A 15,324-nucleotide genomic window follows, 5' to 3' on the forward strand; every position below is an offset into this window, starting at 1 on the left:
GGTATCAGATCGCACCTGAACTTGGTCACGCCGGGTAGGCGCGCCAGGATCGGGCCAGGGCCGCATGGTGAGCGGAATTGGGCCTAGTATGGGCGCGAGTTGACGTATACGGAAATAGTGTTTGCCAATCGGGGCATAAGAAAAAGTGATACCCCTCCAAAGCAAGCAACTTTAGGGGAGCGGGGTGGCGCCGGGCCAGGTGCCGGACTGGCAGAGTTGGACGCTGACTTGCTGCACGAGCCGGCTGATGGCGCTGGCGGCGTTGGTCAGGGGGATGTTCTTCGAGGCGCACAGCACCACCGTGCGCGAGATGGCCGGCTGCCGGATCGGATGGGCGCGCAGCGTGCCGCGTTGCAGCTCGTCCAGCACCGGCGCCGCCGGCAGCAAGGTGGCGCCCATGTCTGCCAGCAGCGCCGATTTGAGGATGGCGATGGAATTGATTTCGATGACGTTCGACAGCTTGAGCCCGGCCGCGCGCACCATGCTTTCGATGCGCGGACGTACGCCGTGCTGCAGGCCCGGCAGGATCAGGGTGGTGCCCAGCGTCTGCTCCAGCGTGAGCGTTTCCTGGCCGAGCGCGAAGGCGGCGTCGGCGCGGCAGATGAAGCGCAACTCCTCCTCCACCAGCGGGGTGGTGGCGAATTGCGCCAGTTGGCCGTCATCAAACAGCACGGCCAGGTTGACGCGCCCCGATTTGAGCTGTTCGCTCAGGTTGCCGGTCAGTTCCTCCGTCAATTGCAGCGTGATTTCCGGGTAGGTGGCGCGCGCGGCCGTCAGCAGCGGCAGCGCCAGCGCGCCCGAGATGCTGTGCGGCAGCCCGAGCGTGACGCCGCCGCTGGGCCGCTCCGCCGATTGCGTGACCGCCGAGCGGGCGTCGGCCACCTGCTTGAGGATGGCTTGTGCGTGTTCGTAGAAGATCTTGCCGGCGTCGGTGCTGAGCACGCCCTGCGCCGAGCGGTGCAGCAGTTGCACGCCCAGTTCCTCCTCGAGCTGGCGCAGCTGCTGTGTCAGCGCCGGTTGCGCCACGTGCAAGACCAGCGCCGCCCGCGATAGCGACCCATGATCGACGATGGCGACAAAATAGCGAAGTTGGCGTAGTTCCATAGTGGCGGCGCGGCGACTGACCCGGGATAGTCATGGACAAAATACATGGTAACACTTGCAAATATGATCCTGACAGGAAACTATTTGTTATACTCAAATCAAAACTTCCTCCCTCCAGACTTTTCGCGGGTGCATGTATGTTAAAGAAAGTCGACTCATCCCAATTAAAAGTGGGCATGTATATACATGACCTGAGTTGCGACTGGATGACGCACCCGTTTGTCCGCAACCGGTTTTTGCTGACCAGCGAAGACGAAATCCGCAAGATCCTCCACGCGGGCATCCATGACGTTGTCATAGACAGCGGCAAGGGCCTGGACGTGGAGGATGCGCCGTCGCTGGCCGAGGCGCAAGCGGCGACCGAGCGCGAAATCGTTGAAATCGCCGCCAAGACGCCCGTCATCACCCGCGTGTCGCTGGGCGACGAGATGCGGCGCGCGGTGCAGATCCGCCATCAGGCCTCGACCCTGGTGCGCGCCGTGATGCAGGACGCCCGTCTGGGCAAGGCGATCGAACTCGACCAGGTGGAGCCCGTGGTGCAGAACATCACCGAGTCCATCCTGCGCAATCCGGGCGCGCTGGTGGGCCTGTTGCGCATCAAAACCAAGGACGATTACACTTTTTTGCACTCCGTTAGCGTCTGTACGCTGCTGGTTGCGTTTTGCCGATCGCGTAACATCGCCGCCGACGTGACCCATCAGGCCGGCCTGGGCGGTTTGTTGCACGATACCGGCAAGGCGCTGGTGCCCGATTCCATCCTCAACAAGCCGGGACCGCTGACCGACGAGGAGTTCGCCATCATCAAGCTCCATCCGCGCGACGGCTATGACATCCTGCGCAAAACCCCGGAGGTCGGTCCGATTCCGCTCGACATCACCTTGCACCACCACGAGCGGCGCGACGGCAGCGGCTATCCCGGCAAGCAGGCCAACGAACAGATCAGCGAACTGGCGCAAATGGCGGCCATCGTCGATGTCTATGACGCCATCACCGCCGATCGTTGTTATCACAAGGGCATGTCGGCGGCGGCGGCGCTGCGCAAGATCTATGAGTGGAGCAAGTTCCACTTCAACCCGCAGTACGCGCAGGAGTTCATGCGCTGCGTCGGCATTTATCCGGTGGGGACGATGGTGATGCTGGAATCGGGCCGGCTCGGCGTGGTGATCGAGCCACACGAAACCAATCTGCTGGCGCCCAAGGTCAACGTCTTTTTCAACACCAAGCAGAATCGGTATATCAAGCCGGAAACGGTCGATTTGTCGCGAGGTCTGGGCTTCGGCGGCGGCGACAAGATCGTCGGCCACGAGTCGGCGGCCAAGTGGAACGTCGATCCGATGCGGTTTTTGACGCTGGCTTAGTGCCGTTTAGCGCCGAATTAGAAGAATTCGGCGGTATCGTTCGAAGCGGTCGTCTGCAGCAGGCCGCCGCTGAGCAGCTCGTCGTAATGGCACACCAGGTTGCGGCCGTGGCTCTTCGCGTAATACAGCGCCTGATCGGCGTGTCCCAGGATGATCACCGGCGCCTCCAGCGCGCTGATGCTGACAAAGCCCACGCTCACCGTCACCTTGCCCACCTGCGGGAAATCATGCGACGCCACGTTCAGGCGGAAGCGTTCGATGATCTTTTTGGCGTTGTCGAGCGTGGTCGAGCGCAGCAGCACGACGAATTCCTCGCCGCCGAAGCGGAACACGCGGTCTTGCGCGCGGAACGACGAGGTGAGCAGGTTGGCGATCAGGATCAGCACCTCATCGCCGTACAAATGGCCGAAACGGTCGTTAACGTGCTTGAAATGGTCGACATCGACCACCGCCAGCCATTGCTTTTCCTCGTCGCCGTGGTGGCGGCGCTCCGGCTCGCCGGGCAGGGTGACCGAGTCCTGCTCGATGCTGGCGGCCAGCATCTTGGAGAGCTGGTCGTCGAAGGTCTTGCGGTTGAGTAAGCCGGTGAGCGAATCGCGCTCGCTGTAGTCGAGCAGGTTCTGGAAGTTGCGGTAGACGCTGACGATGCCGCCGATGATATGGATGGTGTCGCTGGTGTACGGCGTCGGGTTGACGATCTCCAGGCAGGTGTCGGCCTTGTCGCCCAGCCAGATCGGCAGCCACAAGGTATGCTCGCCGGCCTCGTTGGCGACGTCGGCGCCCGACTCGTGGTGGGCGATGCAGTGCGCCAGCGCCGGGAAGTTCTCGATCGGCTCGCCGGGGTTGTGCAGGTCGGTGGTATCGACCATGCAGGCCGGCTCGCCGGCGACGACGATGGCGCGCGGCCGCACGAATACCTTGCCCCGCACGGTGGCCAGGGTCAGCACGCGGGCCTGACTGGCGCGGGCAAGTTCCTGCACCGCCGAAATCACGGAGATGTCGAGCATCGTGTGATCTCGGTGGCCAGTCATGTCCACCATGTGTTTCAGTAGGGAATCCATTTTCTTCTCTGGAAAATTAACACACAACCTTACGGTCAGCCACGCTTTTGTTCACGCCTATCAAGCACGATTTCTCTGATAGTCAGGCGCACGGTAAAGAAGCAATACGGGGCCTTTCCAAAGAACAGCTAAGCAGGATAATAGCTTTTTGCAATCAAGGCAATTCTTGTGTGCGAAAAAAAATGTCCTCGAAGCTTGTTGCAACCATTTTCCGACAGCTCAGCCGACTCCCGGGCCGCTTTCATCTTACTAGCGGGCAACAGCCGCCGGTTTGACATAGGCCAGTGCGCGGTGCGCGGCGCGCCGCTTGGATGATCAAAATGACCAAAATAGTTCCATACGGAAAACTTGCGTCAAGTCAATCCCTATAAAGCTGCTAGTCGTATAGTGATCCCAATGGCGCGGAAACGGCGGTCTGCAGGCCGGCCGTCCGCCTCAGAGGGGTTTTTTTCTTTAATCGACTCAACTAGGGAGTACATCATGAACTCACTTATCGCAGCAGCAAAGGCGTTTGCGTCGGACGAACAGGGGATCACGGCCATCGAGTATGGCCTGATCGCGGCGACCATGGTCGCCGCGGTCGTCGCCGCGTTCGCCTTCCTGACGCCGGTGCTGACGCAGGCGTTTAACAGCATTGCCGCCGAGATCACCGACGCAACGACTTAAACCGCTTGGCTTTCCAGTCGCCCCCCGGCTGGAAAGCCTTTTTTCGTCGAAAGCCTCCCATGTTGAACGCCATCGAAGTCATTCTGATCTGCCTGGTCGCCCAGGCGGCGGTGACCGATTTGGCCATGCGCAAGATTCCCAACGTCCTCATATTAAGCGGTCTGCTGTTGGCGATGATACTGCATCTGCTCGGCGGACAGCACTGGGCACCGGTATCGCAATGGCTGGCCGGCATGTTGGCCGGCTTTTTTTTATTCCTCCCGTTGTACTTGCTGCGTGGCATGGCCGCCGGCGACGTCAAGCTGATGGCCATGGTCGGCGCCTTTGTCGGGCCGCAGGCGGCGCTGCAGATCGGCGTGCTGGCCTACCTGATCGGCGGCGTCATGGCGTTGCTGATGCTGTTCTTTAGCGGCCGCTGGCGCGAGAGCTGGCGCAATGTCGTGCTGATTTGCAAACCGCTGATGTGGCGTCTGCTCGGCCTGCCGCTGGCGCCCGTGCCGCTGGCCTCGATCCGCAGCGTCGGCGGGATTCCGTATGGCGTGGCCATCGCGCTGGGCACCGGCGGCTTTGTGGCGTGGGCGCATCGCTGAGCGGCACGCTTGGTCCGCATTTGCTGCGAATCAATGCCCGCCGGGCACCGCCCGATAAACTTAATTCCTCAATGAAACAATTCAGTCCGCGGAGACCTCCATGCTCAGCCTCGATCCCTCACCCTATGCATCCACTGCGGAGACGGAGCCGGGTCACGCGCTGCCGCCGCAGCCCAAAACCTTGCGCGACACCGGCCTGCCGCAACAGCTGATTGTCGAGCTGATCGCCAAGGCTATCTACGTCGGCGGCAGGACCCATTTGCCGGTGCTCACCACCAAGATGCACCTGTCGATCAACGTGCTGCGCGAGGCGCTCGACTTCCTGGTCGCCGAGCACGTGGCCGAGGTGGCGTGGCGCGGCGAGTCCGACATCGACGTCCAGTACCAGTTGACGGCCGCCGGCAAGCAGCGCGCCAGCGGCTGGATGGAGCGCTGCCGCTACGTCGGCCCCGCGCCCGTCACGCTGGAGGCCTACCGCGCCATGGTCGAACGCCAGGCCGGCCAGGCGCCGCAGCTGTGCGCGGACGATCTGGCCGCCGAGTTCTCCGACGATTTTCTGCCGCCGTCGGTGCAGCAGATGCTCGGCGCGGCGATGTACTCGGGCCGCACCATGCTGCTGTATGGACCGTCGGGCGGCGGCAAGTCGACCCTGGCGCGCCGCCTCGGCGCCCTGCAGCAGGGATTGGTCGCCTTGCCGCACGCGCTGATGGTGGGGCAGGACATCATCCAGGTCTACGATCCGGCGCTGCACCGCGCGCCGCTGCCGCGCCAGGTGCGCCAGGCGCCCGAGCGGCGCAGCAGCGATCCGCGCTGGGTGCTGTGCCAGCGGCCCGTGGTGGCGCTCGACGGCGACTTGAGCGAGGACATGCTCGACCCGCAGCCGGACATGCCCAACGGCTGCTACCGGGCGCCCCCCCAGCTGATGGCCAACAACGGCCTGCTGATCGTCGATGACCTGGGCCGCCAGCGCATGTCGTCGACCGACTTGTTCAACCGTTTCTCGCAGGCGCAGGAGCTGCAGCGCAGCCAGTTGTCGCTGGCGGGCGGCTACCATTTCAGCGCACCGTGCCGGATGCGCCTCCTGTTCGCCACCAGCCAGGCGCCGGACGCGCTGCTCGACGCCTCGGCGCTGCGCCGCGTCGGCTACAAGATCGCGGTCGGCGCGCTCAGCGCGGCCAACTACCGCACGCTGTTCCGCCAGCGCTGCCTGAGCGCCGGGGTGGTGTACGACGAGCCCTCGCTGCGCTATCTGATCGACGAACTGCACGCGGGCAGCGGCTTGCCGCTGCTGGCCAGCTGCCCGCAGGAGATCATCGGCCGCGTCGTCGATTTCGCCGGCTTCAACGGCGAGTCGCCGCGCCTGACCATCGCCACCATCGACCAGGCCTGGAGCAGCATGTTCGCCGGCGGCGGACAGCCGGCCGCCATCGCCACCATTGGCGGCGGCGACACCCTTGACCAACTGGCCCAACACATCCTATGAAAAACCGACGCGCACTGTGGATGATGGCGCTGGCCGTCATATTCGGACTGGGGGCCGTGCTGATGGCGTCGCGCTGGCTGCTGCGGCAGACGCCGACGACGGCCAACCGCATCGTGGTGGCCGCCGCCGATGTCAGCCTCGGTCAGCGGCTGACGCCGGAGATGATGAAATCGCTGGACTGGCCTGCCGACAACCTGCCGCGCGGCGCGCTGCACGACGCGTCCAAGCTGGTGGGCCGCGTGCTGAAAACCAGCGTGCTGCGCGACGAACCATTGAGCGAAGTGAAGCTGGCGCCGGCCGGCACGGTCGGCGGGCTGTCGGCGCTGATCACCGAAGGCAAGCGCGCCATCACGGTGCGCGTCAACGACGTGGTGGGCGTCGCCGGTTTCGCGTTGCCGGGCAATTTCGTCGATATCCTGGTCAATACGCAGTCGGCGGGTAACGGCAATGGCAACGAGAACGCGATCTCGAAAATCGTGCTGGAACGGATATTGGTGCTGGCCGTCGCCCAGGACGTGGGCCGCGACGAGACCAAGCCGCGCGTGGTCAACGCCGTCACCCTGGAAGTGACGCCGTCACAGGCGGAGAACCTGGATCTGGCGCGCAGTGTCGGCACCTTGTCGCTGGTGCTGCGCAACCAGGTCGATCCGCGCCCGGGTGTCACGGACGGCGCCACCAAGTCCTCGTTGCTCGGCGTCGCCGCCAAGCCTGCCGAGCCGGCGCCCGAACCGGCGGTCGTGGCCAAGCTCCGCCCCCAGGTGGCGGCCGCCCCGCGCGCGCGCGCTTGCGTCGGCGTCATCGTCGGCACGCAGCGCACGCAGGAATGTCTGTGAGGACGCCATGAAGAATCCACTCCGCACTTCGACCTTGCTGATACTGGCGGCGGCAACGCTCCCGCTGCAGGCGGTGACGCCGGCCGCCCTGGAGCCGGCGAACGCGCCTGCTTCGGCGCCCGCGTCCGCGCCGAAAACCGCCGCCGCGAGCGCCGCCAAACCCGCCCCCGTGCCCCCGGTCGAAGCCAAGGGTTTGCGTTGCAGCGGCCAGGCCGCCGCGCCGGGCGGCATGGCGCTACAGTTGGGGAAGTCGACGTTGATGCGCATGCCCGAGGCGGTGCAGGCGCGCAGCGTCGGCAACCCGGCCGTGCTGCAGACGATGCTGGTGGCGCCGGATACCTTGTACGTGGTCGGCGTCGATATCGGCACCAGCAATATGATCGTGCAGGGCCGCAGCGGCATGTGCAACGTGGTCGAAGTGGTGGTCGGCATCGATCCGTCGGCGCTGCAGGCCTCGATCGCCGCGCTGATGCCGGAGGAGAAAAACATCCACATCAGCGGCGCCGGCGACACGCTGGTCATCAGCGGCATGGTCGACGACGCGCAGACCGCGGCGCGAGTGCTGGATCTGGCCTCGGCTTTCGTGCGGCGGCCGATACATCCTTTGCCGGCCGCCGCCTCGACCGGCGAGAAGGACGCGCCCGCGCCGTCCACCTCGGCCAAGGGCGCCAACGCGGCCGGCGGCGCGCGCATCGTCAATTTCCTCAACGTCAGCGCGCCGCAGCAGGTCATGCTGGAGGTGAAGATCGCCGAAGTCTCCAAGACGCTGCTCGACAAGCTGGAGGCCGGGCTGCTGTTGAGCATCGGCGGTGGTGGCTGGCAAACCACGTTGGCGGCGAACTTCGTCAGCGGCACGCTCAAAGGGATGCTGGGCATGGGGCGCCCGGACGGCAACCACGTGGGCGTCGAGGCGGACCGGAAGGAAGGCATGGTACGCATCCTGGCCGAACCGACGGTGATGGCGATCAGCGGCCAGGAAGGCAGCTTCCTCGCCGGCGGCAAGATCTTCGTCCCGGTCGCGCAGGACAACAACAAGGTGACCCTGGAGGAGAAGGAGTTCGGCGTCGGCCTGCGCTTTACGCCGACGGTGCTGGCCGGCGGCCGCATCAACCTGAGGGTGGCGCCGGAAGTGTCGGAGATATCGCGCGAGGGCATCGGCATCACGGCGGTCGGGTTCTCCGGCGGCGCCGTCCTGCCGCTGATCACGACGCGGCGCGCCTCCACCACGGTGGAACTGTTCGACGGCCAGAGCTTCGCCATCGGTGGACTGATCAAGAACAACCGCACCACCAATATCCATGGCTTGCCGATACTGGGCGAGATACCGGTGCTCGGTGCGCTGTTCCGCAGCACCGACTTCCAGCAGGACCGCACCGAATTGCTGTTTGTGGTCACCCCGCATCTGGTGAAGCCGCTGCCGGCCGACTACAAGCTGCCGACCGATGGCGCCACGGCGCCAAGCCGCGCACGGCTTTTCCTCGGCGGGAAAATGGAAGGACTGCCGCCGGTGCCGGCGCCTTTGTCGGCTACTGAAAAACGTTAACCATCTCTTGGGAATCACTATGCGAATTTTATTCAGCATGCTGGCGGTATGCGCGTTGGCCGCCTGCGTCAACACGCCCCTGGGCAAGACCACGCCGCAATGGGACGGCCAATTCGGCAGCAGCACCCGCACCGCGCTGGCGCAGCAGGTCATCGATCCGAAAGCGCGCCGCAACGCCGATCCGGTCGCCGGCATGAACGGCAAGGCCGCGCACGGCGCCTACGAACGTTATCAGCGCACCTTCAGCGGCACCGCCCCGCAGGCGCCGACGTTCATGATCAGCGGCGACGCCAAGTAAGGGCCGATCATGAAAGCACTGATGATCAGCAGGGATAGCCTGCTACACGCGGAAATTGCCGCCCAGGGTTCGGCGCGCATGCCGGCGGTGCAGCTGGTGGCGTCGCGCAACGGCCTGCGCGACGCCGTCGAACGACTGCTGCCGGAGTCGCCGGAGCTGGTGATCTTCGACGCCAGCGATGTCGAACCCGCCGAGGCCGACCTGGTCGAACGCCTGGGCAAGACCTACCCTTCGGCGTCGTTCATGCTGCTGACGCGCGAGCCGCAGCAGGATTTGCTGATCCGCGCGATGCGGGCCGGCATGCGCGAAGTGCTGCAGCTGCCGCTGGTGCACAAGGCCTTCCACGAGTCGATGGACCGCATCGAGGTGGCGGCCGGCGTGAGCCAGATGCGCGACGGGAAGGTACTGGCCTTCATCTCCTGCAAGGGCGGCAGCGGCGCCACGTTCTTGTCGACCAATTTCGGCTACGCGCTGGCCGCGCTGGCCGACAAGAAGGTGCTGCTGATCGACCTGCACGGCCAGTTCGGCGACGCCACGTTGTACGTGTCGGACCAGAAGCCGGCGATGACGCTGTCCGACATTTGCGGCCAGATCAGCCGGATGGACGGTTCCTTCCTCGATTCCTGCCTGGTGCACGTGGCCTCGAACTTCGGCGTGCTGGCGGCCGCCGACGATCCCAACCACCTGGTCGACATGAAGCCCGAGCACATGGACACCATCCTGCGCGTGGCGCGCCAGCACTACGACTACATCGTGCTCGATGTCGGCCGCCAGATCGACGCCATCTCGCTGCGCGCGGTCGACCAGGCGGACGCCATCTATCCGGTGCTGCAACTGGCGCTGCCGGACATCCGCGACGGCCGCCGCCTGCTGGACATCTTCCGTTCGCTGGGCTATCCGAGCGACCGCACCCGCCTGATCGTCAACCGCTACGAAAAGGGCGGCAAGCTGCGGCTGATGGACCTGGAGCAGGCGCTGGGCGCGGAAGTGATGCACACGGTGCCCAACGATTACATGTCGGCCACGGACTCGGTCAACCAGGGCATACCGGTGCTGCAGCTGTCGCGCAGCAGCGCGGTGGCGCGCAGCCTGGCCGACCTGGTGGAACTGGTGACGGCGCGCCGCGTTTCCGAAAGCAAGGGCCTGTTCGACCGACTGTTCGGGCGCACCGATAACGATTGATTTCTGGAGTAGAAAATGAGCTTACGCGAGCGTTTGGCCAGCGGCGAGGACGGCCGGCAGGGCAGCAACGGTCCGCCCGGCCTGGCCGCCGCGGCCTACCAGGAACTGAAGAAAAGCATGCACCAGACGATCATGGACCGGATCGATCTGGAACGGCTGCAGCGGCTCACGCCGGAGCAGTTCAAGCACGAGCTGGCGCTGCTGGTCCAGCGCATCATCGAGGAGGAGCGCATCGTGCTGAACCAGCACGAGCGGCACAACCTGGTGCTCGACATCCAGCACGAGATGCTCGGCTTCGGTCCGCTGGAGCCGCTGCTGGCCGATCCCGGCGTGTCGGACATCCTGGTCAACACCCACGCCAAGGTGTATGTCGAGCGCTCCGGCCGGCTGGAGCTGACCAGCGTCACCTTCAACGACAACGCCCACCTGATGAAGATCATCGAGAAGATCGTCTCGCGCGTGGGCCGGCGGGTGGACGAATCGAGTCCGATGGTCGATGCCCGCCTGCCGGACGGCTCGCGCGTGAACGCCATCATCCCGCCGCTGGCGATCGATGGCCCCATCCTGTCGATCCGGCGCTTTTCCGTTAATCCGCTGACGATCGAAAACCTGCTCGACAACCGCAGCCTGACGCCGCCCATGGTGCAGGTGCTCAAGGCGCTGGGCCACGCCAAGATCAACATCCTGATCTCGGGCGGCACCGGCAGCGGCAAGACCACCATGCTCAACGTGCTGTCCGGCTTCATTCCCGCGTCCGAGCGCATCGTCACCATCGAGGACGCGGCCGAGCTGCAGATGCGCCAGCCGCACGTGGTGCGGCTGGAGACGCGCCCGCCCAATATCGAGGGCAAGGGCGAGGTCAATCAACGCTCGCTGGTGCGCAACGCGCTGCGGATGCGGCCGGACCGCATCATCCTGGGCGAGGTGCGTGGCGCCGAGGCGCTCGACATGCTGCAGGCGATGAACACCGGCCACGAGGGTTCGCTCGCCACCGTCCACTCGAACACCCCGCGCGACGCCCTGGCGCGGCTGGAGAACATGGTCAGCATGGCCGGCGTCAACCTGACGTCGCGCGCCACGCGCCAGCAGATTTGCGCCGCCGTGACGGTAGTGATGCAGGTCTCGCGCCTGACGGACGGCACGCGCAAACTGGTCAGCCTGCAGGAGGTGACCGGCATGGAGGGGGAGGTGATCGCCATGCACGAGATCTTCCGCTACGAGCAAAAGGGCGTTGACGCCAACGGCAAGGTGCAGGGCGCCTTTTCCGCCACGGGCGTGCGGCCGCGCTTTGCCGAGCGCCTGCGCATGTTCGGCGTGCCGGTGCCCGATTCGGTCTTCGATCCCGACCGGATCTACGAGTAGCCGCATGGACGCCATCTTCTCCTCCTTCGTGGTGCTGCTGTTCGCGGCCGTGATCCTGATGGTCGAGGGCGCGTGGCTATGGTGGTCCGGCGCCCACGGCAGCGGCGCGCGGCGCATCGCCAAACGCCTGCGGTTGATGGCCGAAAGGGGCGAGGGCGGCGTCGAACGGGTCGACATCCTCAAACGGCGCACCTACAGCCGCTCGCCGGCGCTGGAAAAGCAGCTGCGCCGCATCGCCCGTCTGGCAGCGCTCGACAATCTGTTGCTACAGGCCGGTGTCCAGTGGTCGGTGGCGCAATTTCTTGGCTGCTCGCTGGTGATGCTGGTGGTCGGCCTGGTGGCCGCGCGCGCGCTGGACATGCCGGTGCTGGCGGCGTGCGGCGTGGTGGCGATGGCGATGGCGGTGCCGTGGATACTGTTGATGCGCACGCGGCGCGAGCGCCTGTCCAAGCTGGAGGAGCAATTGCCGGAGGCGGCGGACTTTCTCGGCCGCGCTTTGCGCGCCGGCCATTCCTTCGCCAACGTCATGCAGATGGTGGGCGAGGAGATGCCGGAGCCGATCGCCGGCGAGTTCAAGTTCGCCTACGAGGAGATCAATTACGGCGTGCCGATGAACGAGGCGCTGCACAACCTGGCGGTGCGCGTGCCGCTGACCGACCTGCGCTACCTGGTCATCGCGGTGCTCATACAGCGCGAGTCCGGCGGCAACCTGGCAGAGGTGCTGGGCAATATCAGCCGCCTGATACGCGCCCGTCTGAAGCTGCTGGGACAAGTGCGCGTGATGTCCGCCGAGGGCCGGATGTCGGCCTGGATATTGGGCATCCTGCCGCTCGCGGTGCTGCTGTTGATGTCGATATCGAATCCGGCCTACATCCGGGTTCTATGGACCGATCCAATCGGCGTTCGGCTGATGTGGTACTCGGGCGCGGTCGCCGTGGGCGGCATTTTCTGGATGCGCAAACTGATACGCATCCGGATATAAAAGGAGCACGGCATGGACGGACAGCACATACTCTTTCTGGCGATAGTGTTCATCGTCGTCGTCGGCATCGTGATGCTGGCGTTGAAAGTCTTTTCGCCGGTGCAGGTGCGCGAGCGCTTGACCGAGGTGGTCGAGCCGGAGCTCACCATGCCGGAGGTGACCGGCGGCTGGGTCGAGAAGGTGGCGCACGTGGCGCAGCCGTTTTCGCGCCTGTCGTTGCCGGAGGAGGGGTGGGAGCGCTCGCCATTGCGCACCCGCTTCATGAACGCCGGGTGGCGCAGCCCGTCGGCGCCGTCATTGTACTTCGCCGCCAAAACCGTGCTGGCGCTGGGACTGCCGGGTATAACCGCGTTGTTGTCGATGACGATGCTGAGCGCCGTGCCGCAGAAGGGCTTCATGTTCCTGCTTCTGCTGTCGGCCAGCATCGGCTACTACCTGCCCAACTTTGTTTTGTCGCGCAGGGCGGCCGGCCGTTGCCGCGAGATCTTCGAGACCTTTCCCGATGCGCTGGATCTGCTGACGGTGTGCGTGGAGGCCGGCCTGAGTCTGGAGCGCGCGCTGGCCAAGGTGGCCGGCGAGATCCACATCAAGAGCGTGGCGCTGGCGCAGGAGTTGCAGCTGGTGCTGATGGAGATGCGGGCGGGCTTCAGCAAGGAGCGCGCGTTGCGCAACCTGGCCCTGCGCAGCGGCGTCGAAGATGTCGACACGCTGGTGGCGATGCTGATCCAGTCGGAGCGGTTCGGCACCAGCATGGGCGATTCGCTGCGCGTGCATTCGGATAATCTGCGCGGCAAGCGCAGCGTGCAGGCCGAGGAGGCGGCGGCGAAGATCGCGTTGAAGCTGCTGTTCCCGCTGATCTTCTGCATCTTCCCGACGTTGATGCTGGTGTTGATCGGCCCTGCCGGGATACAGATTTATCGTTCGGTGTTGCCAGGCATGGTGCGTTGACAGGAGGTCCGCGATGAAAAAATCACTACTGGCGACAGCCGCCGGCTTGCTGCTGGTCGCATGCGGCGGCATGCGGAACCAGACACCGCCGATCGCGCCGCCACCCGCCGTGGCGCCGGGCGGCCAGGTCATCGCGGCACTGGAGCGTGCCTGCCTGTCCGATCCGATGGACGCGGCCAAATGGGAGGCGCTGGCGGCGGCGCTGGAAGCGGACGGCCAGCGCGAGCGGGCGTTCAGGATGTACGAGCAGGCGGCCACCTTGCGCGCCCACGATGTGCGGCGCGACTATGCGCTGCTGCGGGAGAAGGCCGCCGGCACGCAAGCATCCGCGCCGGACCCGCTGGCGTCGATGCCGCGCACCGAGGTGCGGCAGCTCGGCGCGGCGCTGGTGGAGGTGCTGCGCATCGCGCCGGCGGCCACGGTGAAATCGGCCGCGATGCCGGGAACGGCGCCGGTTCCGGCAAAGCCGGCCGGTCCCACGGCGGCGGCACCGGCCTTGCCCGCGCCGGTGCGTCTGGAAATCAGCAACGGCAACGGCATCAACGGCGCAGCCGCGCGGCTGGCGCGCTCGCTGCGCGTGGAAGGATTGAAAACCGTGCGGCTGACGAATATGAAGAACTTCGATGTGCCGATCAGCCGCATCGAATACCAGCGGGAGCAGCAAGCGATGGCGGAATCGCTGTCGGAGCGTTTGGGCCTGCCGCTGAAAGCGCAAAGCGGGAACTCGCCCAACGTTGATATGCGCATCGTCCTGGGACACGACGCCGCCCTGGGCGGCCGCTTCAAATAAAAAAAACCGTCCGGGTGGAGATCATCCTCCCGGACGGAAAAAAACACACCCATGTGTTTCCTGTTGCCGCCGGCGCGCAACGAGCGTTCCGGCGCATTCCTTACTGCCAGCTCACGCTGCCCAAGCCATTGGCGACGGACTTGCGATTGGTCGGGTTGCCGTACACGGTGGCCGAACCGAGACCTGTCAGTTTGAGGTTGGCGGTACTCCTCGCATAGACCGACGCGCTGCCCAGGCCCGTCATGTTGACGTCGACCGCTTCGGCGCGCAGCTGCTGCGCGTCCAGACTGCCGACGCCACCGAGGCTGGCGTTCAATTGCTTGGTCTGGCCGATCATCTCTATGCGGCCAGCACCGTTAAGATGCAGTTCGACGTTGTCGCTGCTGCCGGTGTTGACGGTCATGCCGCCCACCCCGCCCAGCTTCACGTCGACATTGCGGTATTGCGCGTTGACCTTCACCGCGCCTGCGCCTTCCAATGCCAGGCGCAGGTTGTCGCCGCTGAATCCCGTGACTTCGGTGGCGCCCACGCCACCCGATACCAGCGCGCGCAGATTCGGCAGGGTCAGTTCGGCGCGCAAATCCTTTTTGCCGCCGAAGTTGATGGTGTTGGTCTTGACGGTGCCGATGCGCAGCGTGTCGCCGGTCTGCTGCACCGTCACTTTTTTCAGCGCGTCCGGTTCGCCGTACAAGGTCAGCGAAGCCACGGCGCCCTGTTTGATCTTCAGGCTGATGACGCCATCGAGATCGACGTTGACGGCGCGCGCATCGACACTGCGGCTCTCGCTGATGATGTCCGCGGCCAGCGCGGCGCTGGCGCCGCTGCACAACACCGTGGCCAGCATCGCGGCCTTCAGATATTTTTTCATGATGCGCTCCATCTTCGTCGGTGGGGGTTACTGTGAAATCACAGTGCGGCTTTTTCGGCGGCGGTCAGGCGCTTGGCGGTGACCGTCACCACTGGCATGGCCCCGGTGTCGGCCTTGGCGATGACTGCCGCCGTTGGCGCGGCGGCCGGCGTGGCGGCGCGCGTTGCCGGCACTGCGGCGGTGGCGAAGGTGGTGGCGCTGGCGACGACGATGGCGGCGACGAAGATGGCTTCCATGTTTTTTGCGATGTTCATTT

At 65.2% G+C, this 15,324-nt stretch carries 16 protein-coding genes; 12 read left to right on the forward strand and 4 right to left on the reverse strand.

Annotated elements, in window-relative coordinates; genetic code table 11:
* Positions 1-171 precede the first annotated feature (171 nt).
* Entirely contained in the window at positions 172-1,104 is a 933-nt protein-coding gene (locus tag MRBLMU1_RS07415) for a LysR substrate-binding domain-containing protein (protein WP_363499270.1), read from the reverse strand.
* A gap of 137 nt (positions 1,105-1,241) precedes the next feature.
* On the opposite strand from MRBLMU1_RS07415, the gene MRBLMU1_RS07420 reads away from it, so the two are divergent.
* On the forward strand, positions 1,242-2,462 hold the full coding sequence (locus MRBLMU1_RS07420; protein WP_363499273.1) for an HD-GYP domain-containing protein: 1,221 nt from the start codon (positions 1,242-1,244) through the stop codon (positions 2,460-2,462).
* Positions 2,463-2,479: 17 nt separating this feature from the next.
* Here MRBLMU1_RS07420 and MRBLMU1_RS07425 read toward each other — a convergent pair whose 3' ends face one another.
* On the reverse strand, positions 2,480-3,502 hold the full coding sequence (locus MRBLMU1_RS07425; RefSeq protein WP_363499428.1) for a GGDEF domain-containing protein: 1,023 nt from the start codon (positions 3,500-3,502) through the stop codon (positions 2,480-2,482).
* A gap of 501 nt (positions 3,503-4,003) precedes the next feature.
* Here MRBLMU1_RS07425 and MRBLMU1_RS07430 point away from each other — a divergent pair.
* From MRBLMU1_RS07430 to MRBLMU1_RS07480, 11 genes are all read left to right on the forward strand, one after another.
* On the forward strand, positions 4,004-4,189 hold the full coding sequence (locus MRBLMU1_RS07430; protein ID WP_363499276.1) for a Flp family type IVb pilin: 186 nt from the start codon (positions 4,004-4,006) through the stop codon (positions 4,187-4,189).
* A gap of 59 nt (positions 4,190-4,248) precedes the next feature.
* Positions 4,249-4,779, forward strand: a complete 531-nt coding sequence (locus MRBLMU1_RS07435; RefSeq protein ID WP_363499279.1) for an A24 family peptidase — start codon at positions 4,249-4,251, stop codon at positions 4,777-4,779.
* 100 nt (positions 4,780-4,879) lie between these two features.
* Complete coding sequence (locus MRBLMU1_RS07440; protein ID WP_363499282.1) at positions 4,880-6,262, forward strand: ATP-binding protein; 1,383 nt, start codon at positions 4,880-4,882, stop codon at positions 6,260-6,262.
* The gene (cpaB, locus tag MRBLMU1_RS07445) at positions 6,259-7,095 is read left to right on the forward strand and encodes a Flp pilus assembly protein CpaB (RefSeq protein ID WP_363499285.1); all 837 of its coding nucleotides are present in this window, start codon (positions 6,259-6,261) and stop codon (positions 7,093-7,095) included. The genes MRBLMU1_RS07440 and cpaB overlap by 4 nt, the downstream gene beginning before the upstream one ends.
* A 7-nt stretch (positions 7,096-7,102) precedes the next feature.
* A complete protein-coding gene (locus MRBLMU1_RS07450; protein WP_363499288.1) occupies positions 7,103-8,638 on the forward strand; it encodes a type II and III secretion system protein family protein in 1,536 nt (511 codons plus the stop codon).
* A gap of 19 nt (positions 8,639-8,657) precedes the next feature.
* Positions 8,658-8,936, forward strand: a complete 279-nt coding sequence (locus tag MRBLMU1_RS07455) for a hypothetical protein (protein WP_363499290.1) — start codon at positions 8,658-8,660, stop codon at positions 8,934-8,936.
* Between the two features lie 9 nt (positions 8,937-8,945).
* Positions 8,946-10,118, forward strand: a complete 1,173-nt coding sequence (locus tag MRBLMU1_RS07460) for an AAA family ATPase (protein WP_363499292.1) — start codon at positions 8,946-8,948, stop codon at positions 10,116-10,118.
* Positions 10,119-10,133: 15 nt separating this feature from the next.
* Positions 10,134-11,480 (forward strand): CpaF family protein, encoded by a 1,347-nt coding sequence (locus tag MRBLMU1_RS07465; RefSeq protein WP_315222002.1) that lies wholly within the window; start codon positions 10,134-10,136, stop codon positions 11,478-11,480.
* A gap of 4 nt (positions 11,481-11,484) precedes the next feature.
* A complete protein-coding gene (locus tag MRBLMU1_RS07470) occupies positions 11,485-12,462 on the forward strand; it encodes a type II secretion system F family protein (RefSeq protein ID WP_363499295.1) in 978 nt (325 codons plus the stop codon).
* Positions 12,463-12,474: 12 nt separating this feature from the next.
* Positions 12,475-13,410 (forward strand): type II secretion system F family protein, encoded by a 936-nt coding sequence (locus MRBLMU1_RS07475; RefSeq protein ID WP_363499297.1) that lies wholly within the window; start codon positions 12,475-12,477, stop codon positions 13,408-13,410.
* Positions 13,411-13,423: 13 nt separating this feature from the next.
* Entirely contained in the window at positions 13,424-14,200 is a 777-nt protein-coding gene (locus MRBLMU1_RS07480; protein WP_363499299.1) for a LytR C-terminal domain-containing protein, read from the forward strand.
* 100 nt (positions 14,201-14,300) lie between these two features.
* Here the strand turns inward: MRBLMU1_RS07480 and MRBLMU1_RS07485 are convergent, their stop codons facing one another.
* Positions 14,301-15,068 carry a GIN domain-containing protein gene (locus MRBLMU1_RS07485; RefSeq protein WP_363499301.1) on the reverse strand — a complete coding sequence of 256 codons (768 nt, stop codon included), beginning with the start codon at positions 15,066-15,068 and terminating at the stop codon, positions 14,301-14,303.
* A gap of 38 nt (positions 15,069-15,106) precedes the next feature.
* Positions 15,107-15,322, reverse strand: a complete 216-nt coding sequence (locus MRBLMU1_RS07490) for a hypothetical protein (RefSeq protein ID WP_363499303.1) — start codon at positions 15,320-15,322, stop codon at positions 15,107-15,109.
* Between the last annotated feature and the right edge of the window lie 2 nt (positions 15,323-15,324).

The sequence above is a fragment of the Burkholderia sp. LMU1-1-1.1 genome, from assembly GCF_040675865.1.
Taxonomy (GTDB): Bacteria; Pseudomonadota; Gammaproteobacteria; order Burkholderiales; family Burkholderiaceae_D; genus Rugamonas.